The sequence below is a fragment of the Pseudomonas sp. RL_5y_Pfl2_73 genome, assembly GCF_963970515.1.
Classification (GTDB): Bacteria; Pseudomonadota; Gammaproteobacteria; order Pseudomonadales; family Pseudomonadaceae; genus Aquipseudomonas.
In genome coordinates this window covers 49572-73715 of sequence record NZ_CAXAPD010000022.1, presented here as the reverse complement: position 1 = coordinate 73715, position 24144 = coordinate 49572, and the positions used below count along the sequence as shown (strand labels likewise).

The 24144-nt window shown below is 61.9% G+C and carries 20 protein-coding genes; 11 read left to right on the top strand and 9 right to left on the bottom strand.

What is annotated here, in order from left to right; translation table 11 throughout:
• Nucleotides 1–60: 60 nt before the first annotated feature.
• Both AACY42_RS20450 and AACY42_RS20445 read left to right on the top strand, forming a co-directional pair.
• Nucleotides 61–1140, top strand: a complete 1080-nt coding sequence (locus AACY42_RS20450) for an endonuclease/exonuclease/phosphatase family protein (RefSeq protein WP_339481926.1) — start codon at nt 61–63, stop codon at nt 1138–1140.
• Between the two features lie 150 nt (nt 1141–1290).
• Nucleotides 1291–1758 carry a GNAT family N-acetyltransferase gene (locus AACY42_RS20445; RefSeq protein ID WP_339481925.1) on the top strand — a complete coding sequence of 156 codons (468 nt, stop codon included), beginning with the start codon at nt 1291–1293 and terminating at the stop codon, nt 1756–1758.
• A gap of 101 nt (nt 1759–1859) precedes the next feature.
• Here AACY42_RS20445 and hrpB read toward each other — a convergent pair whose 3' ends face one another.
• Complete coding sequence (hrpB, locus tag AACY42_RS20440; protein ID WP_339481923.1) at nt 1860–4376, bottom strand: ATP-dependent helicase HrpB; 2517 nt, start codon at nt 4374–4376, stop codon at nt 1860–1862.
• A 95-nt stretch (nt 4377–4471) separates the two neighbouring features.
• Here hrpB and AACY42_RS20435 point away from each other — a divergent pair, with 95 nt between their 5' ends.
• A complete protein-coding gene (locus AACY42_RS20435) occupies nt 4472–4891 on the top strand; it encodes a polyribonucleotide nucleotidyltransferase (RefSeq protein ID WP_339481922.1) in 420 nt (139 codons plus the stop codon).
• A 28-nt stretch (nt 4892–4919) separates the two neighbouring features.
• Nucleotides 4920–5813 (top strand): cation diffusion facilitator family transporter, encoded by an 894-nt coding sequence (locus AACY42_RS20430; protein ID WP_339481920.1) that lies wholly within the window; start codon nt 4920–4922, stop codon nt 5811–5813.
• Nucleotides 5814–6013: 200 nt separating this feature from the next.
• On the opposite strand, the gene AACY42_RS20425 is transcribed toward AACY42_RS20430, so the two are convergent.
• Complete coding sequence (locus AACY42_RS20425) at nt 6014–7021, bottom strand: DUF6515 family protein (RefSeq protein WP_339481918.1); 1008 nt, start codon at nt 7019–7021, stop codon at nt 6014–6016.
• A 414-nt stretch (nt 7022–7435) separates the two neighbouring features.
• On the opposite strand from AACY42_RS20425, the gene AACY42_RS20420 reads away from it, so the two are divergent.
• A complete protein-coding gene (locus tag AACY42_RS20420; RefSeq protein WP_339481916.1) occupies nt 7436–7915 on the top strand; it encodes an Lrp/AsnC family transcriptional regulator in 480 nt (159 codons plus the stop codon).
• A 300-nt stretch (nt 7916–8215) separates the two neighbouring features.
• Nucleotides 8216–8425, top strand: a complete 210-nt coding sequence (locus AACY42_RS20415) for a DUF2788 domain-containing protein (protein WP_007937369.1) — start codon at nt 8216–8218, stop codon at nt 8423–8425.
• On the opposite strand, the gene AACY42_RS20410 is transcribed toward AACY42_RS20415, so the two are convergent.
• The 4 genes from AACY42_RS20410 to AACY42_RS20395 form a co-directional block, all read right to left on the bottom strand.
• Nucleotides 8420–8986, bottom strand: coding sequence for a pseudouridine synthase (locus AACY42_RS20410; RefSeq protein ID WP_339481970.1), 567 nt, complete (start codon nt 8984–8986; stop codon nt 8420–8422). The two genes, AACY42_RS20415 and AACY42_RS20410, sit on opposite strands and share 6 nt — an antisense overlap.
• Nucleotides 8987–9137: 151 nt before the next feature.
• Nucleotides 9138–10637: an AMP nucleosidase gene (gene amn, locus AACY42_RS20405; protein ID WP_339481969.1), complete on the bottom strand. Its 1500-nt coding sequence runs from the start codon at nt 10635–10637 to the stop codon at nt 9138–9140.
• Nucleotides 10638–10890: 253 nt separating this feature from the next.
• Nucleotides 10891–12540, bottom strand: a complete 1650-nt coding sequence (locus tag AACY42_RS20400; RefSeq protein ID WP_339481915.1) for an acyl-CoA dehydrogenase family protein — start codon at nt 12538–12540, stop codon at nt 10891–10893.
• A 71-nt stretch (nt 12541–12611) separates the two neighbouring features.
• Nucleotides 12612–14996: a hybrid sensor histidine kinase/response regulator gene (locus tag AACY42_RS20395; protein WP_339481914.1), complete on the bottom strand. Its 2385-nt coding sequence runs from the start codon at nt 14994–14996 to the stop codon at nt 12612–12614.
• A 303-nt stretch (nt 14997–15299) separates the two neighbouring features.
• On the opposite strand from AACY42_RS20395, the gene AACY42_RS20390 reads away from it, so the two are divergent.
• The 3 genes from AACY42_RS20390 to hemL are packed head-to-tail and all read left to right on the top strand — an operon-like array spanning nt 15300 to nt 18053.
• Nucleotides 15300–16097 carry a hydroxymethylpyrimidine/phosphomethylpyrimidine kinase gene (locus AACY42_RS20390; RefSeq protein WP_339481912.1) on the top strand — a complete coding sequence of 266 codons (798 nt, stop codon included), beginning with the start codon at nt 15300–15302 and terminating at the stop codon, nt 16095–16097.
• Between the two features lie 17 nt (nt 16098–16114).
• Entirely contained in the window at nt 16115–16741 is a 627-nt protein-coding gene (gene thiE / locus AACY42_RS20385; RefSeq protein WP_339481910.1) for a thiamine phosphate synthase, read from the top strand.
• A gap of 28 nt (nt 16742–16769) precedes the next feature.
• Nucleotides 16770–18053 (top strand): glutamate-1-semialdehyde 2,1-aminomutase, encoded by a 1284-nt coding sequence (gene hemL, locus AACY42_RS20380; RefSeq protein WP_339481908.1) that lies wholly within the window; start codon nt 16770–16772, stop codon nt 18051–18053.
• Nucleotides 18054–18272: 219 nt separating this feature from the next.
• On the opposite strand, the gene AACY42_RS20375 is transcribed toward hemL, so the two are convergent.
• Both AACY42_RS20375 and AACY42_RS20370 read right to left on the bottom strand, forming a co-directional pair.
• On the bottom strand, nt 18273–19898 hold the full coding sequence (locus AACY42_RS20375; protein ID WP_339481906.1) for an RHS repeat-associated core domain-containing protein: 1626 nt from the start codon (nt 19896–19898) through the stop codon (nt 18273–18275).
• Nucleotides 19838–21040: a hypothetical protein gene (locus AACY42_RS20370; protein ID WP_339481905.1), complete on the bottom strand. Its 1203-nt coding sequence runs from the start codon at nt 21038–21040 to the stop codon at nt 19838–19840. Before AACY42_RS20370 ends, AACY42_RS20375 begins: the two co-directional genes overlap by 61 nt.
• A gap of 476 nt (nt 21041–21516) precedes the next feature.
• On the opposite strand from AACY42_RS20370, the gene AACY42_RS20365 reads away from it, so the two are divergent.
• Nucleotides 21517–22071, top strand: coding sequence for a tetratricopeptide repeat protein (locus AACY42_RS20365; protein ID WP_003205863.1), 555 nt, complete (start codon nt 21517–21519; stop codon nt 22069–22071).
• A 151-nt stretch (nt 22072–22222) separates the two neighbouring features.
• On the opposite strand, the gene AACY42_RS20360 is transcribed toward AACY42_RS20365, so the two are convergent.
• Nucleotides 22223–22552: a DUF1820 family protein gene (locus tag AACY42_RS20360; RefSeq protein WP_003185742.1), complete on the bottom strand. Its 330-nt coding sequence runs from the start codon at nt 22550–22552 to the stop codon at nt 22223–22225.
• Between the two features lie 133 nt (nt 22553–22685).
• On the opposite strand from AACY42_RS20360, the gene miaB reads away from it, so the two are divergent.
• On the top strand, nt 22686–24014 hold the full coding sequence (gene miaB, locus AACY42_RS20355; RefSeq protein WP_339481903.1) for a tRNA (N6-isopentenyl adenosine(37)-C2)-methylthiotransferase MiaB: 1329 nt from the start codon (nt 22686–22688) through the stop codon (nt 24012–24014).
• Nucleotides 24015–24144 lie beyond the last annotated feature (130 nt).

Here is a 24144-nt window from a genome sequence, read left to right as displayed (position 1 = left end):
TTGAGAACCGCTCTCGGGTATGCTCGGGGTCACTTTCGCGTTTCACCCATAAGCCGAGCCATGACCCGTCTACTGCGCTACACCTTGCTGGGCCTGCTGTTGTTCCTCAGCCTGGCCGTCCTGTCGATCTACGGCCTGACCTGGCGGCCACAGCCCCGGGAAACCTTGCCGGTCAGTTGCACCGCCAACGCAGCACCGCTGGTGCCCGGCCAGGCCTTGAAGGTGATGACCTGGAACGTCCAGTTCCTTGCGGGCAAACGCTACGTGTTCTGGAACGACCTGGCCCAGGGCAACGATGAAAACCCGACCCTGGAAGACATGGCCTTCAGCCTCGATGAAGTGGCACGGGTCATCCGCGACGAGCAACCGGACGTCGTGCTGCTCCAGGAACTGGACAAGGGCGCCAAGGCCAGCGATTACCAGGACCAGTTCAAGCTGTTGCAGGAAAGGCTGGCCGACCTCTATCCGTGCGGCACCAGCGCCTTCGACTGGAAGGCCGACTTCATCCCCGACCCACACATCTTCGGCAGCGTCGGCCGGCAACTGGCGACCCTGAGTCGCTACCGCATCGACCATGCCGAACGGGTGCAACTGCCGGTGGCCGACGCCAACGTCATCAGCCGTCAGTTCCAGCCGAAAAATGCCTTGTTGGTGAGCTATCTGCCGCTGAGCGACGGCAGCCAGTTGGCGGTGCTCAACACGCACCTGGAACGGGCCACCGAGCCGAACAAAGCCCTGCCCAAACAAATCACCGCCGTGACCAAGGCCTTGGATAAATTCGAATCCGCGGGCAAGCCCTGGCTGATCGGCGGCGACTTCAACCTGCTACCCCTGGGCCAGTACCGGCGCCTGCCGGGCGAGCAACGCACGCCCTACTCCGCCGACAGCCCCTTGCACCTGTTGTGGGACAAATACCCGATGATCCCCACCAACAACGAGGCCAGCGGCATCGATCGCGCACACTGGCTGACCCACTACCCGAACGACCCCGGCCTCAACGGCCCCGACCGCACCGTCGACTACCTGTTCTACAGCCCGCGGATCAAACGGGTCGAAGCCCAGGTACGGCAGGACGACACCTTGCGTATCTCGGACCATTTGCCGGTGATTGCGCGGTTCCTGTTGCCGGCAATACCGTGATTTGAGCCCCATCGCCGAACAACTGTGTCGCAATCTAGAACGTGCCGGTTTGGGATAACGCCCGGTCAATAGGATAAGTACGCTCTGACTGTCTTGGTGGTATTGCTCTGAGGCCCCCTCAGACTGAACACCCATTTCAAGGAGTGATCCATGAGCGACATCCAGATTCGCCTGGCTGAACAGAACGATGTTGAAGCGGTGGGTGTACTGTTTGATGCGTATCGGCAGTTCTACAGGATGGATGCCGACCTACAGCGGGCGACCGACTATATCGGGGCACGGATTGAAAAAAGTGAGTCCCTGGTGTTCGTTGCAGAGAACGCCACCCAGGCGATTGTCGGGTTCTGCCAGCTCTACCCAACCTTTTGCTCGGTGTTCACTGCACGCATCTTCACTTTGTATGATCTTTTCGTTGACTCAAACCTGCGCCAACAAGGCATAGGCAAAAAGCTGCTTATGGCCGCTGAAGAATACGCCAGGCAGCAGGGCGCCGTCCGTATGGATTTGCGCACTGCCAAGACCAATCAATCCGCCCAGGCACTCTATGAATCTGCTGGTTGGGTACGCGACGAGATGTTTTTAAGCTACAGCAAGTTTCTTGAGGGAGACGGTGTGTAGATGAACGCTTCCCGGGGAAGTGTTGGCTGGCACACCGCTATCGTCGGATCGCCGCCCGAAGCAAGCTCCCACAGTGGCGCTGTGTTGGATTTGGGGCTGGCTCATTTACGCGGCTTGACCCGCGCCGTCGCCTCCGCCACCAGCGGGTCATCCGGCCAGTAATGCTTGGGATAACGCCCCTTGAGGTCCTTCTTCACCTCGGCATAGGTGCTGCGCCAGAAGTTCGCCAGGTCCTGGGTGACCTGCACCGGCCGCCGCGCCGGGGACAGCAGGTGCAACTTGACGACCTGCCGCCCACCGGCAATGCGCGGGGTGTCGGCCAGGCCGAAGAGTTCCTGCAAGCGCACCGCCAGGATCGGCGGATGCTCGCTGTAGTCCAGGCGGATCGACGACCCCGACGGCACGCTCAAATGGTGCGGTGCCAGCTCATCCAAGCGTTGCGGCAGGGGCCAGGGCAACAGGTTGTGAACGATGCTCGACACGTCCAGGTTGGTGAAATGGCTGAGGCGTGAGACGCGGCCCAGATACGGCATCAACCAATGCTCGAGACTGTCCAGCAAGGCGCCATCGCTGACGTCCGGCCATTCGCTCTCGCCCTTGGCGTCCAGGTCCAGGCGCCGCAGCAGCGCCACCCGCGCCTGCCATTGCCGCAGTTCCGGGGTCCAGGGCAATAATTCCAAGCCCTTGCGCCGCACCAGGTTCACCAGAGCCTGGCTACGGGCCGATTCATCCAGGCCGGTCAGGGGTTCGCGGCTGAGCACCAGTTCGCCGACCTTGCGCTGACGCTCGGCCCGCAGCACACCTTCGCGCTCGTCCCAATCCAGTTGATCCACGGTGCGCACTTGCTCGGCCAGCACCGACTCGAACAACGTCGGGTCGAAATCCGTCGCCAGGTAGATCCGTTCTTCGCGCTGGCCCTGGCGGCTGCCCAGGTCGGCGATCACCAGCCACACTTGTTTCATCAGGCTGTCAGCCTCGGCAAACAGCGCCGCACGGCCGTTGGCCAAACGATATTCCGCGCCGCCGGGCCGGCGCTGTTGGGCGACGCGGTCCGGGTAAGCCAAGGCCAGCAAGGCGCCGAGCCAGCGCGGATGATCGGGGTCGGCCACGGCTTCTTCGGCCTTGCCCCGCAGGTAGCCGCGATATTGCCGGGCCAGTTGCCGCGCCCGCTGCACCCCACCCTGGGCGCCGCGCGCGGCGCGTTGTTCACCGGACAGCAAGGCCAGGCGACTGTGCAGATCCGCGCCGGCACCACGGAGAATGTCGCGCTCGCCCAACAGTGCGGCGACGTTGCACGCCATGTCCGCCAGCCCCAGCGCCTGACCGCGCAGCAGCAGATGAGCGATACGCGGGTGGGCCGGCAGCTCGGCCATGGCCTGGCCGTGACGGGTCAGTTGCTCGCCCTCCAGCGCGCCCAGGCGTTGCAGCAGGTCCTGGGCCTGGGCATACGCAGCGGAGGGCGGAACATCGAGCCAGACCAGTTGCGACGGCGTCACGCCCCAGCGCCCCAATTGCAGGGCCAACCCGGCCAGGTCCGCCGACAGAATCTCCGCGCTGCCGTAGGCGGCCAATTGCTCATGCTGGTCTTCGGACCACAACCGATAGCAGACACCAGGCTCCAGACGCCCGGCCCGACCGGCCCGTTGGGTGGCGCTGGCTCGGGAAATGCGCTGGGTGTCGAGACGGGTCATGCCGCTGCCCGGGTCAAAACGCGGCACCCGCGCCAGTCCGGCGTCGATCACCACCCGCACGCCATTGATGGTCAGGCTGGTTTCGGCGATGTTGGTGGCCAGCACCACTTTGCGCTGGCCGGGCGGCGCGGGATCGATGGCGGCGCGCTGGGCGGCGAGGTCCAGTTCTCCGTGCAGCGGACAGAGCAACACATTGCCGCCCTCGCCCAACGCCTCGGCGAGTTGCTGATGAACCCGGCGGATCTCGGCCTGTCCGGGCAAGAACACCAGCACGCTGCCGGTTTCATCGTCCAGAGCTTCCAGCACGGTCTGCACCAGCCGCGGCTCGACGAACTCGCCGGGCTGGAACGGCCGGCCCCAGCGCACCGTCACCGGGAACATCCGGCCTTCGCTGCGCAGGATCGGCGCGTTGTCCAACAACCCGGCCAGGCGCTCACCTTCCAGGGTGGCGGACATCAGCAGGATCTTCAGCGGCAGGTCGTCGCGAAACAGCTCCCGACCGTTGAGGCTCAAGGCCAAGGCCAGGTCGGCGTCGAGACTGCGTTCATGGAATTCATCGAAAATCAGCAGCCCCACGCCTTCCAGCGCCGGATCGTCCTGCAAGCGGCGCGTGAGGATGCCTTCGGTGACCACTTCAATACGGGTCTTGGGCCCGACCTTGCTGTCGAGGCGAATCCGGTAGCCGACGGTTTCACCGACCTTTTCCCCCAGCTCGCTGGCCAGCCGCTCGGCCGCCGCCCGTGCCGCCAGGCGCCGGGGTTCGAGCATCAGGATGGTCTGCCCGGCCAGCCAGGGCTCGTTCAGCAAGGCCAGGGGCACACGGGTGGTTTTACCGGCACCGGGCGGCGCTTCGAGCACGGCTTCGTGGCGCGACGCCAAGGCTTGACGCAGGGCGGGTAAAACTTCATCAATCGGCAAAGAAATCATGCTGGCTCCAAAACAGAGGGCCGAGTATAACGGCGAACTGTTTAGCGTGGTCTGGACTCCAACCAGCAACGCCTTTACCTGTTCAGGAGATTGCTATGCGTATTCCCTTTCGCGTGATCGGTGGCGTCCTGGTCGCCGCCCTGCTGACTCAAATCAGCGCCTGCGGCTCGATCTTCTACCCCGACCGTCGCGGCCAGATCGATGGCAAGATCGACCCGGCAATTGCCGCGCTCGATGCCGTCGGCCTGTTGTTCTACATCATCCCCGGCCTGATCGCGTTCGCCGTGGACTTTGCCACCGGCGCCATCTATTTCGAACCGGGCCGAAGCGTCCAGATCGAGCCAGAGAAACTCAAGCCGGCCATCAACCCCGACGGCACGGTCAATAACCAAAAGCTGCAGGCGATCCTGGAACGCGAACTGGGCCGCAGCGTCCCGCTGGACGATCCTCGGCTGATCCAGCACAAGGGCAGCGCGCAACAACTGGCTGCCCTGGGTCTCAAACCCGCCGCATGACAAGCGCTACAGAAGGAACGACCGCGCCATGACCACTAGCACCGAACACGCCCGTCTGCTGCGTCTGGCCACCCGAGCGTCGGTGGCCGTGGCGCTGATCCTGGTCGTCGCCAAGGCCCTGGCCTGGTGGCTGAGCGGCTCGGTGAGCATGCTTGCCGGCCTGACCGACTCGGCACTGGACGGCGTCACCTCGCTGCTCAATCTGCTGGCGGTGCATTACGCGCTGCGCCCCGCCGACGATGATCATCGCTACGGTCATGGCAAGGCCGAATCCTTGGCCGGCATGGCCCAGGCGCTGTTTATCGGCGGCAGTGCAGTATTGATCGCCTTGCAGGCTTTCGAGCGCCTGAAAAACCCGGTGCCGGTGGATGCCCCCTGGCTGAGCGTCGGCGTGATCGTGTTTTCCCTCGCACTGACCCTGGCCTTGTTGGCATTGCAGTATCGGGTTATCCGCGCCACCGGCTCCAACGCCGTGCGTGCCGACTCGCTGCACTATCGCTCCGACCTGCTGCTCAACGGCAGCATCCTGGTGGCGCTGGTATTGGCCGGGTTTGGCTGGTATCAGCTCGACGCCTGGTTCGGCCTGGGCATCGCCATTTACATTCTGTGGAGCGCCGTCCAGATCGCCCGGGAAAGCTTCGCGGTGTTGATGGATCAGGAACTGCCGCCCGACGTCAGCCAGCGCATGCTGGAACTGGCCTGCGCCGTGCCCGGCGTGCTCGGCGCCCACGACCTGCGGACGCGGGTCTCCGGTAACCATTGGTTCGTGCAACTGCACCTGGAGTTGCCGGGAGAATTGACCCTGTCAGTGGCCCATGGCATCAGCGACCAGGCCGCCGATGCGATCCATCATGCTTATCCGAAGGCCGAAGTGCTGGTGCATGCCGATCCGTCGGAAGTGGTCAAAGGCGTCAGCGCATAACCTGTGGCGAGGGGATTTAGCGAAACGTCGCACCGCCCCGCTGGACGTTGTAGGAGCTGTCGAGTGCAACGAGGCTGCGATTTTCTCATTGCTCATTGAGTCAAGAGCGAAAGATCAAGATCAAAAGATCGCAGGCTTCGCCAGCTACAGAGACTTACGGGGATAAATCCCCTCGCCACAAGAGCAGTGTGCTACCAGCCTCAGTACGTCACCTGATACCCACGACTGCTCAAGCAACTGCCTTGGGCCTGACGATAGGTCTGCACCACTTCCGGTGCCGGTGGGTAGCTGTAGTTACGCGGATCGAAACCGCTCTGCTGCACCGCCCAGCGATAGCAGTCGTAGCCATCCTGATTGACCTGCTCGGGCGACTGACCGTTGGCCGGATAGGCCACCACGTCGAAGCTGTTGCCTTGCGGTTGAGGCTGCGGGTTGGCCACGGGCGGCTCGACCACGACGTAATCCTGAGTATTGGCTTCGTAGATGTAATAGGCGCCAGCGGCGAGAAAGAACAACGAACTGCCGATCCACACTTCCCGAGCGTAATCGGGCAAGTAACGGGTGCGGATGCCCCGCGGTGGCTGCACCACCACGTAGCGCGGCCCCTGGGGGCGATACCAGTAGCCACCTGAATAGAAATAATCCTGGCCGCGATAGGGCACGCGGTCATTGCGATCCGGGAAACGGTCGATCACATAACCCGGGCGGTATTGCGGCCCCGGGCCCCAGCCGTTGCCATGGCCGGCCGGCCGACCGGGCCAATGCTGTTCGGGACGGTTGTCATGACTTGGGCGTGGCCCGCCGCTCGGATAACCATCGCTGCGACGAGGAATGTCGCGGTAGTAACCCGGTTGCGGTTCGCGGGTCTGGGTCACGCTGTCGGGCCGGCCCTGGATGGGCAGGTTGTTGCCGGGTTGCGGCTGCGGCGGGCGACCGTGGGCGTTAGGGTCCTGCGGTGGACGATCGTAGTGTTGTCCGCCTGGGTTCTGCGGCTTGACCTCGAACTGACGGCTGTTGTCGCCGCGAATGATTTCGTTGCTCTGCGGCCGCGGCTGGCCCGAATAACCCTGGCCGTTGCCGCCGCGCCCGTCCTGTCCGCGACCGTCGTCCGGGCCGCCTCGGTTTTGCTGATCATCGGCCATTCCCTGCGCGCTGACACTTGCCCACAACAGACCAACACCTGCCAAACGCCAGATGCGCGACTTCATGAAATTCCTCACAACGGTTCAAGGCCTGATGGTAAGACTGGAAAAGCCCAGGCCGGTTCTGCAACAGGTTATCAGTCGCCGGGTTTATTTCGCAGGCATTAAAAAAGGGAGACCCGTCGGCCTCCCCTTGAGAATTTCGTCCGTGCTCGACGCTTATGACGTCGGCTCACCTCACGCCGTCTTCTGGACAGTGTGCAGCTCGGGGGTCTGCCAGTACCGGTGGGTACTGCGACCGCAGCCGGCCTGATTAGGCGGGCTGCACTGGACTGTTTGTCCGAGCAGTGATCTTGGTGGTAAGCATAAGCCTGGGGCGCCGACAGATGATTGCGGATATTGCGGAAATAAACATCACTTGCGCAATTTTTAACCCTAGATAGATAATCTGCCGCAATTATCAAGATAAAGGCCAGACCGATGAGCAAACTCGACCGTTACGACCTGAGTATTCTGGCGGAATTGCAACGCGATGCGCGCATCTCCAACCAGGAACTGGCCGAACGCATCGGCCTGTCGCCCTCCCCCTGCTCGCGACGGGTCAAGCAGTTGGAGGATGACGGCTACATCACCCGCCAGGTCGCCCTGCTCGACCGCAAGCTGCTGGGCCTGAGCCTGACGGCTTATGTGCTGATCGGCATGGACCGCCACACCCCCGAGCGTTTCGAGAACTTCGAAGCCGCCGTCCGTAACCTGCCACAAGTGCTGGAGTGCAGCCTGGTCACCGGCATGGACGCGGACTACCAGCTCAAGGTCGTGGTGCCCGACATGGACCATTACCAGAAACTGCTGTTGGGGCACCTGACCCGGATCGATGGCGTCACCAGCGTGCGTTCGAGCTTTGTGCTGAACCAGGTACTCAACAGCACCGAAATGCCGTTGACTCACCTGCGCAACTGACCGTTTTTGTGGCGAGGGCGCTTACTCCCGCTGGGTTGCGTGTAGGAGCTGCCGAAGGCTGCGATCTTTTGATCTTTTGATCTTTCGCTTGAGACTCAAGTGCCTGGGGAAAGATCGCAGCCTCGTTGCACTCGACAGCTCCTACGCTCCAGCGTCGAGCGGGAGGAAAGTCCCTGGCCATAAAATCTCTATATCACGACGGTCGGGCTGCGACACACCGCCGCAGGCCGATCCCGCGCCCGTGCCCCATGCCTTATACTCGCCGCGCCTTTTCAATGCCGTCCACGCCGGAGTGTCCTGATGGATCCTGCTGTTTTCGAAGAGTGGATGATGACCGGTCTGGTCAGCATCCTGATCATTTTCATGGGTTTCATCGTCTGGGACCTGGCGAAGAAGTCCAAGGCCGGGCGTTTCGGCTCGTTCATTCTGTTTTTCGTGCTGGGACTCGGCGTGGCGGCATTCGTCATCAAGAGCGTGGTGATCGGCCTGATCGAATCCGGGACGTTATAAGCGCGCCGGCACCGCCTTCCACTGCCCCTGGTCGAGCCCTTCGATCGTCCAGTCACCGATCCTGACCCGCACCAGGCGTAGCGTCGGCAAGCCTACCGCGGCGGTCATGCGTCGTACCTGACGGTTGCGCCCTTCGCGTATCACCAGCTCCAGCCAGCTCGTGGGCACGCTTTTACGAAAACGTACCGGCGGGTTGCGCGGCCACAGTTGCGGTTCATCCAATGAGCGAGCCTCGGCCGGCAGGGTCATGCCATCGTTCAACTCCACGCCATCGCGCAATCGCTGCAACTGTTCGGCACTCGGCTCGCCCTCCACCTGCACCCAATAGGTCTTGGCCAGCTTGTGCTTGGGGTCGGCGATGCGCGCCTGCAACTGCCCATCGTTGGTCAGCAACAGCAAGCCTTCGCTGTCGCGATCCAGCCGTCCGGCCGGGTAGATGCCCGGTACGTCGATAAAATCCTTGAGCGTCGCCCGCCCTTCGCCGTCACTGAATTGCGTCAGTACATCGAAGGGTTTGTTGAACAGGATCAGCTTCGGCTCGGCCGGCGGGGCCTTGGCCACACGGCGCGGGGTGGAGGCTGGAAGCTTCGCGCCAGGACGACGGGAAGCAGGGCGTGGAGGACGGGGCATGGCGAATACAACATCTAACGGTCTGGGCCGACCATGCTAGTGGCCCGACCGTTAAATATCCACCATCCCCTTCAACGGGGCATCAGCGGAACGGCGGCTCGTCGAAGCTGCGCAGCTTGCGCGAATGCAACGAGTTGAGTTCGGTACGCAACAGGTCCAACGCCTCGATGCCGATCTTCAGGTGCTGGTTGACCGCTCGTTCATAGAACGCGTTGGCCGAGCCCGGCAGCTTGATTTCGCTGTGCAGCGGTTTGTCTGAAACGCAAAGCAAGGTGCCGTAAGGCACCCGCAGGCGATAGCCCTGGGCGGCGATGGTGCCGCTTTCCATGTCCACCGCTACCGCGCGGGACAGGTTGATCAGCGGACGCTCCTGGGCCCAGCGCAGCTCCCAGTTGCGGTCGTCGTAGGTGAGCACGGTGCCGGTGCGCAGGCGTTTTTTCAGCTCGTCGCCCTTTTCGCCGGTGATGTTCGCCGCGGCCTGTTGAAGCGCCATCTGCACTTCGGCCAGGGCCGGAATCGGAATGTTCGGCGGCACCACCCGGTCAAGAATGCCATCGCGGCGCATGTAGGCGTGGGCCAGCACGTAGTCACCGATCGTCTGGGACTGCCGCAGCCCGCCGCAGTGGCCGATCATCAGCCAGCAATGTGGGCGCAACACGGCCAGGTGGTCGGTGATGTTCTTGGCGTTGGAAGGACCGACACCGATGTTCACCAGGGTCACGCCATGACCATCATTGGTCTGCAGGTGATAGGCCGGCATCTGGTAGCGGTGCCAGACCACACCGGCGGCGATGGCCGACGCTTCGCCGTGCTCCATGTTCTTGTCGATGATCACGTTGCCCGGCAGGACCATGCGCACAAAGCGCGGGTCGCTGCGCAGTTGCTCCAGGCCATGGACGATGAACTGGTCGACATAGCGGTGGTAGTTGGTCAGCAGGATCCACGGCTGCACATGGCGCCAGTCGCTGCCGGTGTAATGCACCAGCCGGCGCAGGGAAAAGTCCACCCGCGCGGCGTCGAACAGCGCCAGGGGCAACGGGTCGGTGTTTTCCCAGTCATAGAGGCCGTCGGCAATGCCATCGGTGGCGGCCGACAGATCAGTGCTGGGGAATACCCGCGCCAGCACGGCGGCGGTCACGCCGGAGCCGGCCAGTTCGTCGCCCTGCTCCACCACGTACGGGTACGGAATGTTCTGCTCGCTGACGCCCACTTCCACGGTGACGGTAAAGTCGTGCATCAGCGGGACCAACTGTTCCAACAGGTATTTACGGAAGGCCGTGGGATGGGTGACGGTGACGCTGTAGGTGCCGGGCAATTGAACCTTGGCATAGGCACGCGTGGTTTGCGGGACTTCGCCGTGGCAGTGATAGGTCAGGCGCAAGGCGGGATAGCGAAACAACGCACGCTGCTCGGCATCCGGCTCGACGCGGTCCTTGAGATAACGCATCAGCGCCTGGTTCAACGCGGTGGTCGCACGCGCGTGCAGGGCCGCCAGACGATCCACGGCTTGCTCGGCGGTTTGAACGACAATAAACGCTTCGGTCACGATCAGCTTCCTGTGTTCTGACTTGCAGGCCTTCATCTTGCCTGCATCGCCGCCCGACGGGAACAGTGGCGTAGTGGACTCGCTTGCGCCCTTGATCTCAGCAGCCCCTAAACTGCCATCACCGCTCCCACCCTGATCGCCGCGGGTCGCAGAATCTTCATTCAACGCACATCCCCTGTGGGAGCGAGCCTGCTCGCGAAAGCGGTGTATCAGTCAGCACACTATTGAATGTGCCGATCCCTTCGCGAGCAGGCTGCTCCCACAGGGTCATGTGTCGACCCCGGGCTTCTTAGAAGCCGTGCGCAGTGGAGCGCGTCACGATCGTCTCGACATTCAAGCCTCGAGGCAAGGCTCCGTACACCCGGCCGACCGAACCCAGGCGACTGGCGATGAAGGCATCGCTGATATCGCTGTTCCCCGCCTCGAGCAACAGCTTGGCTTGCAAGCCAACGGCGATGTCTTCGGTCAATTGCCGGGCGCGGTACTGGATGTCGCCGGTGTCCTTGAACGCAGCGTGCAGTTGATGGATGTGGGCAGCCAGGCGCTTGTCGCCGTGGCCGTCGCCCAACTCGCTGAACAATACCTCCAGCACACCCGGCTCCTTGGACAAGGCGCGCAGCACATCGAGGCATTGCACGTTGCCGGAGCCCTCCCACGTCGAGTTGACCGGCGCTTCGCGGTACAGGCGCGGCAGGATGCTGTCTTCGACGTAGCCGGCACCGCCCATGCATTCGGCGGCTTCGTTGATCATCGCGGGGGCGCGCTTGCAGATCCAGTACTTGCCCACCGCCGTCACCAGCCGGGCGAACTTGGCCTCATGTTCGTCATTCAAGTGATCCAGTGCCTGGCCCATGCGCAGGCTCAAGGCCAGCGCGGACTCGCTTTCCAGCGCCAGGTCAGCCAGGACGTTTTGCATCAGCGGCTGTTCACTCAACAACTTGCCACCGACCTTGCGGCGCGCGCAGTGATGGCTGGCCTGGGTCAGCGCCTGGCGCATCAGGGCGCTGGAGCCGACCATGCAATCGAAACGGGTCATGGCGACCATCTCGATGATCGTCGGCACACCTCGGCCCTCCTCACCCACCATCCAGGCCAGCGCGCCACGGAACTCGACTTCGCTGGACGCGTTGGAACAGTTGCCCAGTTTGTTCTTCAGCCGTTGGATGTAGAACTGATTGCGGGTGTCGTCGGGGCGATGGCGCGGCAACAGGAAACAGGTCAGGCCTTTGTCGGTCTGGGCCAAAGTGAGGAAGGCATCGCACATCGGCGCCGAACAGAACCATTTGTGCCCGACCAGTTCATAGGCCTGGCCGGGGCCGCTGGTGCCCACTGGATAGGCCTTGGTGGTGTTGGCCCGCACATCGGTGCCGCCCTGTTTTTCGGTCATCGCCATGCCCAGGGTCACCCCGGCCTTGTGGGCCATGCCGACGTTACGCGGGTCGTACTCGGTGGCCAGCACCTTTGGCACCCAGCGCTCGGCCAGGTCCGGCTGCAAGCGCAGCGCCGGCACGCTGGCGAAGGTCATGGTCAGGGGGCAGCCGGTGCCGGCTTCGGCCTGGCTGTGCAGATAGGTCATCGAGGCACGGGCGACATGCGCGCCAGGCTGCGGATGCGTCCAAGGCAAACTGGGCAGGCCGTGCTCGACGGCGGTGCGCATCAACTGGTGATAAGCGGGATGGAATTCCACCAGGTCGATGCGATGGCCGTAACGGTCATGGCTGGAGAACACCGGTTTGTTCTGGTTGGCCAGGAAGCCCGCCTCCATCAACGGCCCGCCGGCCAGCGCCCCATACGCATCGATCCGCGCCTGTGCCCAGCCCGCCCCAAAGCGCTGCGACCACTGCTGTAGCGGTAAGTCGATGCGGTACAGGTTGGCGCCATCCAGGGACGGTGGCTGATTGGTGACGTCGTGGGTTTCAGCGAACTGGTGCAGGTTCATGACAGGGCTCCTCGATCGGCCAGGGATTCAGTTAAGCACCGCCTCCAGGCCGAACAAAGTGTCATATACGCCTAAATGTCGGCACTTTCACCCTGCCTCGGGCAAAGCACGCGACGCTGGAGCATCGCCTGCAGCGCCTCGAATTTCACCGGTTTGCTCAAGTAATCGATCGGCGCGCCCGAGGGACAGCACTCGCGCCCCACGTTCGGGCTGACCACCAGCACCGGCAGTTCCTCGCAGCCTGACAAGGTGTGGATCTGGCAGCAGAGCGACACACCGTCCAGCGGCGGCAACTGGCAATCAAGCAGCACCGCATCAAAGCGCTCGCCGTGCAGCAGATCCAGCGCAGCGGCACCACTGTCGGCCGTGCGTACCCGATAACCAAGCTTGAGCAACATGCCGCGCATGACCAACTGATCGATGCTGTTGTCATCGGCCAGTAGCACCGTGCATTCCTGCGGCAGGCGCGAGCCTTGGCGGCTACCGAAGGAAAACGGCGTCGGGACGGCCGCTGGCAACGCCACGTCAAACGCCACGTCCAACTGAAAACGGCTGCCACGACCGGGCTCGGAGGTGTGGATCAGGCGTCCGCCCAGCAGCTCCACCAGTTGCCGACAAATGGCCAGACCCACGCCAAGGCCGCCGTATTCGCGGGTCATCGAACCGTCGAGTTGGAAGAAGCGCTGGTACAAGGTCGCTTCCCCCAGATCGGTAAAACCGATTCCGGTGTCGATGACAGCAAAGGACAGCACCAGTCGATCAAGCGCCGTCGGCCTGCCGCTGACTCGCAGGGCCAGACCGCCAACCCGGGTGAACTTGATGGCGTTGTCCAGCAGGCACTCCAGGCTCTGGGCCAGTTTGCCGCTGTCGCCGTGCAACCGGTCCGCCAGGCCTGGGGACACGTCGACCTTGAAGTCCAGGCCCTTGGCCGCCGCATTGGCGCCGAACTGCACCTGCAGCGCATCGACCATCCCACGCAGGCTGAACGGTGCCGGATAGACCTTGAGTTTGCCGGCCTGCAACTCCGTCAGGGTGAGGATGCCGTTGACCATGCGCATCATGTCCCGCGCCGAACCGGCGGCGGTCTGTTGATACTGGGTCAGTTCCTCGTCCATCTCGACGGTTTCCATCAGCTCAAGGGAACCGATCACACCATTCATCGGCGTGCGCAGTTCATGCGTCAGGGTGGCGAGGAATTCATCCTTGAGCTTGTTGCCGTGGGCCAGTTGCTGGTTGAGCACTTCGAGTTTCTGCCCAGCATCCAACAGGGTCTGGGCCTGCTGTTCGCGCATGGCATTGATGCGGTCGGCCAAGGCCAGGGACAGCAGCGCCACTTCGATGGCCGAGCCGATCTGGCTGGCGTACATGGTCAGGAAGACGTTCGGCAGGTAGCCGAGCACCATCAACGTATTGACGATGCCCCCCAGCAGGAACGCCGACCAGGCAATGATGAAGTAACGCGCCACTCGCAGGCCACGCCACCAGGCAAACAACCCGGCGGCAAAGATCGCCACCGTGAACAGCAGTGCCAACACCGTCGCCAGGCGCAGCGCCAGGGCATAACTGGTCATCAGCGACAGGCCGACCACCATCGCGCTGTAGGCGATCAGCGCCAGCAGCAGGCGGTCCAGCCAACGACTATGCTGGGCGGTTTGCAGGAAACTGCGGGCGAACTGGCTGCCAAACAGGCCCGCGCAGCCGATGAAGAACGGCGTCGCGGCGTTGGCCCACCAGGGGTTATCCGGCCAGAAGTACTCCACGGCGGCACCGTTGACCGACAACTGGTACAGGCCGAACGCGGCAATATAGAAGATGTAATAGAGGTAGCTGGTATCACGCACGCTCAGGTAGATGAACAGGTTGTAGACCAGCATCCCCAGCAGCACGCCATAGATGATCCCCAGTACATACAAACGCTCTGGCTGTTGTTCGAGATAAGCGGTGCTCGACCACAGCGTCAGCGGCGCCTGGATCGAACCCTGGCTTTGCAGGCGCAGGTAGAGGGTCTGCTGTTGTTCGGGTTTGAAAGCCAGGCTGAACAGGTAGTTGTTCTGGCGGATCTCGCGGCTGCTGAACGGCAACGCATCACCGGTCTGGCGAACCAGGCGATAGGCCCCCGCCGCATCGGGCAGGTACAAGTCGAGGTGGTCCAGCGGCGGGTACGCCAGCTCCAGCAACCAGGTACGCTGGGCGTCCGGATTTTCGGGGCGGTACTGCAGGTCGATTTTCAACCAGAAAGCTGATCGCGAGTAACCGGCGTTCAGGGTGGTTTGATCGTGGGGTTTGAAAGCACCGGCGCCAGCCTGGGCCTGGACCTCATCGATGGTGGCCGTGCCGCCTGCATCTTCGAACACCTGCAGGGCATGGCCCAAGGGCAGGTTGTGGGTGAATTCATCGAATTCGAGAGCACTTGCCAGAGGGGACAAGCACAGCAACAACATCAGCAAATAGCGCATTTAAGCCCCAGCGCGGCCTGTCCGGTTGAGTCAGGAAGCCCCCCATTCCCTGAGTAGACGTAAAACCGGCATGACCTGTTATGAGTTGGATCCACCTTTAGCATAGCCGCTGATGGCCAATTTGCACCATTGAAATTTTTCCTACCAAAGGCTCTAGGACGGGCGTCTCAGAGAAAAGCCTTGAGATAGAGCTGTTGCCTTGGTCAGGTTGGCAACTGGCGGGCCAATGTGGCCAGCCACTCACTACAAAACCCTCAGCGTCCGACCACCGATAAAACAGGTTTGGTGGTAAGCTCGCGCACCATGAATATCTACAGCTCACGCCCCGTTGTCCTCTGTCTCTCCGGCCACGACCCCAGTGGTGGCGCCGGTTTGCAGGCAGATATCGAAGCCCTGCTTGCCCAGGGTTGTCATGCCGCCCCCGCCGTTACCGCACTGACCGTGCAAGACACCGTCAACGTCAGCGATTTCCGGGTGCTCGACCGAGAGTGGGTGCTGGCACAAGCCAATGCCGTGCTCAACGATGCCCAGGTGGCGGCGGTCAAGCTGGGGATGCTTGGCTCACTTGAAATGGTCGACACGGTGGTCGAACTGCTCCAGGCGCATCCGCACCTGCCCATGGTCTGCGACCCGGTGCTGCGCGCCGGCGGTGGCGGGCGCCTGGGCAAGGATGAGGTCGGCTACGCCATGCGCGAACGCCTGCTGCCCCTGGCAATCATCGCCACCCCCAACCTGCCTGAAGCACGCATCCTCGCCGAACTGCCCGAAGGCAGCGCCGACGAGTGCGCGGACAAACTGCTGCCCTTCGTCAAACACCTGTTGATCACCGGTGGTCACGGCGACGAACATGAAGTCCATAATCGCCTGTACAGCCGCGACGGCGCGCGCGAAACCTTTACCTGCCAGCGCTTGCCCGGCAGCTACCACGGCTCCGGCTGCACCCTGGCCAGCGCCCTCGCCGGTCGGCTGGCCCAGGGCGAACAGCTCGCCAGCGCTGTCAAGACAGCACTGGATTACACCTGGCGCACCTTGCGCGATGCCGAACAACTGGGCAAAGGCCAGTTCGTCCCGCGTCGCCTACCGCTGGATTTCTGCTCGTAGTACCGGAGGCCTGTGAAATGAAATTACGTGGCCTTTACGCCATCACCGATAGCCAATTGCTGGCCGGCAAATTCCTCGCTTATGTGGAAGCGGCGCTGGAAGGTGGCGTCACCCTGCTGCAATACCGCGACAAAACCAGCGACGAGGCTCGCCGCCTGCGGGAAGCCGAAGCACTGCGCAACCTGTGCGAGCGCTACAAGACTCAGTTGATCATCAACGATGACGCCGAACTGGCCGCACGCCTGGGCGTCGGTGTGCACCTGGGACAAACTGATGGCCCGTTGGCACCCGTGCGGGCATTGCTCGGGCACAAGGCAATCGTCGGCGCCACCTGCCACGCCAGCCTGGCACTGGCCGAACAAGCCGCCAGCGAAGGCGCCAGTTATGTCGCGTTCGGGCGTTTCTTCAATTCCAACACCAAGCCCGGCGCCCCCAGCGCAAACCTTGAACTGCTCGAACAGGCGCACATCAAACTGCATATTCCGGTGTGCGCCATTGGCGGCATCACCCTGGACAACGCCGCTCCGCTGGTGGCCCATGGGGTCAACCTGCTGGCGGTGGTCCACGGTCTGTTCGGTGCCGACAGCACCACTGAAGTGACGCGCCGTGCCCGCGCCTTCAACGAGCTGCTGCAGATCAAATAGTCCATTTTCCGTTTTCGAGAGCCCAACCATGTCCCGTTCCGAAACCCTGTTTGCCAATGCCCAGAAACACATCCCCGGCGGCGTGAACTCGCCTGTTCGTGCGTTCAAGAGCGTCGGCGGCACCCCGCTGTTCTTCAAGCACGCCGAAGGCGCGTACGTCACCGACGAAGACGACAAACGCTATGTGGATTACGTCGGTTCCTGGGGCCCGATGATCCTCGGCCACAGCCATCCGGACGTGCTGGATGCGGTGCGCAAGCAACTGGTACACGGCCTCTCCTACGGCGCCCCGACCGCGATGGAAACCGAGATGGCCGACCTGGTCTGCTCGATCGTGCCGTCGATGGAAATGGTGCGCATGGTCAGCTCCGGCACCGAAGCGACCATGAGCGCGATCCGCTTGGCGCGGGGTTTCACCGGTCGCGACAGCATCATCAAGTTCGAGGGCTGCTACCACGGCCACTCCGACAGCCTGCTGGTCAAGGCCGGCTCCGGCGCACTGACCCAGGGCGTGCCGAGCTCGGCCGGCGTACCGGCAGCGTTCGCCAAACACACCCTGACCCTGCCGTTCAACAACCTCGAAGCCGTCGAGAAGATGCTCGGCGAAGTCGGCCAGGAAGTGGCGTGCATCATCGTCGAGCCGGTGGCCGGCAACATGAACTGCGTGCCGCCGGCACCGGGTTTCCTCGAAGGCCTGCGCAGCCTGTGCGACCAGCATGGCGTGGTGTTGATTTTCGACGAAGTGATGACCGGTTTCCGCGTGGCCCTCGGTGGCGCCCAGGCCCATTACGGCGTCACGCCGGACCTGAGCACCTTCGGCAAGATCATCGGCGGCGGCATGCCGGTGGGCTGCTTCGGCGGCAAGCGCAACATCATGGAATGCATCGCGCCGCTGGGCCCGGTCTACCAGGCCGGCACGCTGTCGGGCAACCCACTGGCCATGGCCGCTGGCCTGACCACCCTGCGCCTGATCAGCCGCCCGGGTTTCCACGCCGAACTGACCGACTACACCACCCGCCTGCTCGACGGCTTGCAAGTTCGCGCTGATGCGGCCGGCATTCCGTTCGTGACCACCCAGGCCGGCGGCATGTTCGGCCTGTACTTCAGTGGCGCCGATGACATCGTCACCTTCGAAGACGTGATGGCCAGCGACGCTGGCCGGTTCAAGCGCTTCTTCCACCTGATGCTCGACGGCGGCGTGTACCTGGCCCCGAGCGCATTCGAAGCCGGCTTCACTTCCATCGCCCATGGCGAGACCGAGCTGAAGATCACCCTCGATGCGGCCGAACGGGCCTTTGCGGCGCTGAAGTAGGAGCGCCGCTTATTGATGTGCCCTCACCCCAGCTCAGATTGGTGTTGCGCGCCAGTCTGTCTCCGGACAATAGTGTCCCTTGACACAGCAGCGGTCCTCCAGTGAAGCCGCTGCCCGGGGCGTTAGTGTTCGAAGCGTCAACCCTGCCCTTACCAAGGCAGTTGAACTGTATGAAGTAGTTTTCCGGCACTGAATATTCGGCACTCAAACAAACTCATCCTAGGACCTAACTCGATTGGTCACAAAGTTCTGGTATTTTTCACGTCGAATAGCCTGCTTGGAATCTGCGAACGACAAAAGCGTCGTCGCGTAAGCGAACGAATCGGCATTTTTATAAGCTAATTGACGGAAATCTATTGCTCCGCCGCCCTTAAGCCTCTCCTTGTATGCGTCAAGCTGATCCTTCTGAACAACCTGCCCTTGTGGAAGCTCATATAAAGAGCTTGGATCCATGCCGCTCAAGACCTTCCCGTAGACATAGTCTTCGGTGCCTGCCGCCGCATGCGAAAACTCATGAATGATCGTTTGAGCCATAAAGTCCTTATCTGTGATCTGACGCTGTTCTTGCCATTTTTCCCTATTGGCTTGTAAGAACCTGGCCCCTTTATAATCTTTCAGATCGACCTTCTTTTCGCTGATAAAGCTCCGTTTCTCCATCCACGAAAGCTCTTTGGATTGCTCTGCAGTTCGGTCCATGCCCTGCCGATAGATCCTGAAATTTTGATATTCCTTCTGATCTATCTGGGCAACTGTCGTCAGACCTTCTCGCCAAGGAATCTCCTTAAAGTCACGCGACACGTTCGTGTCTTCCATAAGTGCTTGAACTTTTCCGAGATCTTCTTTCCACTGCATCCTTCGTTCAGGAGACGAATCACCGAAAAATAAATTCATCACCATTCCAATTTCGGGGCTGCTGCCCGCCTCCAGAATTTCAATCGTCTTGCCGACTATCTTTTGGGCGTCGCTCTTGGCTTGATCAACAGCCCGTATAAATGGATTGAACAGTGGAGCCAAGCCCTCCCCGTCGCGCAACGACACGGGATTATTCTGAACCATTCTGTAAAGATTCAGCCCATCAACCGCCCCGGCCGGATCAGGATTGATCCATCTTTGCAACCACGGGGCGTAATACCTGAAGCCGTAGTAGGAGAGCCCTGTGGCGTCACGCTCCTGGCCCGAATAACGAATCACCTTATACTTCGCTTCAGTGGCATTTTGCGCCGCCCGCCACGCCGTGCCGCCATACGGGTAGTAACCCTCCCGGCTCATCAACCGGGCCTGGGCATCGAGTTCCAGCACCGCACTGCCCAGGTGGTCGTCCATCTCATAGCGCAATTGGTCGTTGTGGATGTCCTGCGGGAGCCCCGGGTGCCAGCGCAGCGCCCGCACCCGGGCCCGTCCGGCCGACGTCGTGACCACATCCAGCACCTCCCCCGTGACCGAATCGGTCCTTAGCTCCAGCCCCGGCAGATAGCGCACCTCGGAGACGTGGGTGATTGCCCGCGCCTGGCGCAGGATAATCTTGCGCACTCGCCAGTTGCCGCCGTCATAGGCATAGCGTTCCCGGTCCGTCGGGCCATCCTGGCGCGACAGTTGGGTCGCTTGCTTCAACTGGTTACGCACGTCCCACGCTAGTGGCTGGCCCTCCAGGCTCTGTAGATTGCCATTGGCATCGAAAACCGCCTCGATATCCGGTTCGGGGCTGTCCTGTGGCCAGGGCAGGCTGCGATTGCTGGCGGGGGCTATGGCCATGCGCCGGGTCCAGTTCTGCTGGCCCTGATGTGTCAGTAACGTGAGATTGCCGCCGGCATCGTAGGCATAGCGTTCGTTGTAAGGTGTGAGCACGCCAGGGTCCGCACCGCCGGGAGCGGAATGATTCCCGGCAATCCGGGGCCAACGCCGGCGCTGGGGCTCTCGCGGCCCGAAGCCTCGATCAATTGGTACAGGCTGTCGTAGGCATAGGTGCTCACTCCGTCGGTCTTGCGGTTGGCGAAGTAGGCATTCGTCACGGTAGCGTCCTCGATGCGTAGCACATTACCCACCGGATCGTAGCCATAGCCGAGCGACTGCAGACGGATCCCGTCAGGGCGGCTGGTCATCAGGTGTAGCAGGCGGCCGTCGGACGGACGGTAGGTGGCGGTGCTTCGTACGCCATTGCCCGCTGACTGGGACTCGACCTGGCCGAAAGCGTTGTAAGCCAGTTCATGCACCAGGCATAGCTCAACACCACCCGAGAAGGTCAGCGCGCTTTCCCTGAGCTGACCCGCGACCGTGTAAGCCTGGCGCTGCTTGTGACCGCGCGCATCGACCTGCGTAAGCACCGCACCGAATGCGTCATGGGTCCAAGCCGTGGTATAGACCTCAGGCTCGAGCAGCGCATCACGCGAGATCTCGTCCTCGGCCCAGTCGGGGGTTTCCAACGTCTGCAGGAAAGCACGACTCTCGGCCAGTGCCTGACCCCGCATGCCATAGTCGGGCCAGTGTCTTGTGCCAGCCGGGTCGTCGTGGCGCAGCACTTGACCGCAACGGTTTCTGTCGGCTTCCGAAGGGCCACCATAGGTCAGGCGCTCTACACAACACTCGGGCTCGCCCGCCGCCTGTTCATACACCGCCACCGGGCGAAGCAAGCTATCGTAATCGGTGCGGACGTGGTTACCGCATCCGTCCCAGACCTGATATGCCTGCCCGGCCTCACTCAACAAGGCCACCCGCCAGCCCGCATCTACACTGTCACTAGACAACACCTGTCCTGAAAGGCTGTGGATCGCAACCTGATTGGCCGGCACCACCTGACCTGTCTCCTGTAATGCCCACAATCGTGCATCCCACTGCGCCACTGGCCGCCCGACAGCGTCGAATGCTTGGCGCTCCACCCGTGCCTCGGCTACCTCAGCCACCTCCGCGCGACAGTAGCGCACCGTGCGTGACGGCAGGCCTCGCGGGTCGATGGCTGTGAGGGTCGGGGTATGGTGATGCAAACCAGTCATAGCCAAAACTCCGCTCCAAGTTACCAACAGGCGCGGCTGCCTGGCGGTGCGCCTGGGGCCGCCACATAGAGAATGCGTGGAATGTGTCCTCTCACATGCGTTGTCGGTGCTGCCTTCGCTGCCATGGCACCAATCTACAATCCGCCGGTTCAACTCTCCAGAGTTAAGCTAGCAAAGGGTAAAAAGTGTCGCTACTGTCAGATCTATCAGGTCTGGCCTAGAGCGCGAACAGGTAATGGTAGGCGATCATTCAGGTAAGTCAGTGACGACTGACCCAGCCTGACACCGAAATTGATTATCTCTTCTTCAACATCCCTGCCTTTTCCTACATATTCGTCTAGCAAATGGTCGCTGCGATTCCCTCGCAGCAGAAAAACGAGTAAAGACTTTGTAAGGATGGCCCTGCTTATTTCATAATGCGCGCTTATTGGATCCCCCGGAGGGTCCGCGCGCCCCTCAGAGGTAAGTCGATTCCCATGAACCGCACCGGCCGCACCCTTGCCTTGGGCTGCCTGTTGCTCCTTCAGCCCCTGCTCGCGAATGCACAGGCAGGCGGTAACTCGTTGTTGATCCCGGCGCTGGGCCGTTGCACGCTCAATACCCAGCCACAAGATCTCGCACCGGCACTCGACGCCTGTCAAAAAGCGGCGGACGCAGGTGATGCACAAGCGCAATACGAGTTGGGCGAGTTCTACTACGAAGGCAAGGCTGCACCGCGCGACCTCAAAAAAGCCCTCGACTACTTCGAAAAAGCCTCACTGCAAGGCCATGCCCAGGCGCAATTCAAGCTCGGCGGCATGTTCTTCCATGGCGAAGGCGTGCCAGCCAACAACGTCCAGGCCTACATCGTCCTGAAAATGGCCGCGGTCAATGGCGCCGAAGAAGCCCTGGACACCGCCGACGAAGTCGCCGAGCAAATGCCCCGCGACGAACTGGAAGTGGCAACCCAAGTGCTGGGGCAGATCTTTCGCAAATACCTGATGGAATTGCAGAACGCCGATGGGCGTACGCCCTTCTCGCCACTGCCCTGAATCGCACAGCCTGGCCCCTGTAGGAGCTGTCGAGTGTAACGAGGCTGCGATCTTTCCACTGGCAATTGAGTCGAGAGCGAAAGATCAAGATCAAAAGATCGCAGGCTTCGCCAGCGCCTACAGGGCCTGACGCAGGAACAAAAAATATTTCCTACTTCTCAGGCATCGGCATCGGAAACGGCATCACATTGCCGACCGCTCCGCGGGCTTCGCTGATTTTCGGGGTGCCCAGGCGTTCGACTTCGTCGATACGCACGATCGAATGCATCGGCACGAAGCTGCGCACCACGCCTTCGAACTGCGCCTTGAGCTTTTCCTCGCTCGGATCGACGACCACTTGCGTGCGCTCGCCAAAGACGAATTCTTCCACTTCCAGGAAACCCCACAGATCACTTTGATAGATCTGCTTGGCGTACATTTCGAACACCTGGCCCTGGTTGAGGAAAATCACCTTGTAGATTGGAGCTTCACGTTTGGTCATGGCTGGCGAAACACATCGGCGGGTAAAAATGAGGGCGCGAACTATAGCATAGCCACTGCTCGCACAGCGGTGGGAACCCAGGGACTTGTTCTCTATAATGCGCGGTTCTTTGAATCACGTGATGATCCCGTCCATGGCCAAGAAGCTTTACATCGAAACCCACGGTTGCCAGATGAACGAGTACGACAGCTCGCGCATGGTCGATCTGCTGGGTGAACACCAGGCCCTGGAAGTCACCGCCCGCGCTGAAGACGCGGACGTGATCCTGCTCAACACCTGCTCGATTCGCGAACGCGCCCAGGACCGGGTGTATTCCCAGCTCGGCCGCTGGCGCGAACTGAAGTTGGCCAACCCGGAAATGGTCATCGCCGTGGGCGGTTGCGTGGCCAGCCAGGAAGGCGCGGCCATTCGTGATCGTGCGCCGTACGTGGACGTGGTCTTTGGCCCGCAGACCTTGCACCGCCTGCCGGAGATGATCGACGCCGCCCGCAGCACCAAGCTGCCGCAAGTGGACGTCTCGTTCCCGGAAATCGAAAAATTCGACCACCTGCCCGAACCGCGCATCGACGGCCCAAGTGCCTACGTGTCGGTGATGGAAGGTTGCAGCAAGTACTGCACGTTCTGCGTGGTGCCCTACACCCGCGGCGAAGAAGTCAGCCGGCCGTTCGACGACGTGATCGCCGAGATCATCCACCTGGCGGAACACGGCGTGCGTGAAGTGACCCTGCTGGGGCAGAACGTCAACGGCTATCGTGGTCTGACCCATGACGGGCGCCTGGCGGACCTCGCCGAACTGATCCGCGTCGTGGCGGCAGTGGATGGCATCGACCGCATCCGCTACACCACGTCCCATCCGCTGGAGTTCTCCGACAGCCTGATCCAGGCCCACGCCGACGTCCCCGAACTGGTCAAGCACCTGCACCTGCCAGTGCAATCGGGTTCCGACCGGATCCTTGCGGCCATGAAACGCAACCACACGGCCCTTGAGTACAAATCCAAGCTGCGCAAGTTGCGTGCGGCAGTACCGGGAATCTGCATCAGCTCGGACTTTATCGTCGGCTTCCCTGGCGAAACCGAGAAAGACTTCCAGCAGACCATGAAACTGATCGAAGACGTGGGCTTCGACTTCTCCTATTCCTTCGTCTACAGCCAGCGCCCTGGCACCCCGGCGGCCGACCTGGCCGACGAAACCCCGGAAGAACTGAAAAAGGAACGGCTCAACGCCTTGCAGCATCGCCTCAATCAGCAAGGTTTCGAGATCAGCCGACAAATGGTCGGCTCCGTCCAGCGGATTCTGGTGACCGATTACTCGAAAAAGGACCCGGGCGAGTTGCAAGGACGGACCGAAAACAACCGCATCGTCAACTTCCGCTGCGACACCCCGGCCCTGATCGGCCAGTTCGCCGACGTGCACATCGACGCCGCGCAACCGCACTCCCTGCGCGGTTCGCTGATCCAGTAACTCCCCAATTCCCTGTGAAAGCAGAACTTGTGGGAGCAAGGCTTGCCCGCGATACAGGCGCCTCAATTCCTGAGGGACCGAGTTGCACTCATCGCGGGCAAGCCTTGCTCCCACAAGATCGCTCGGTTTA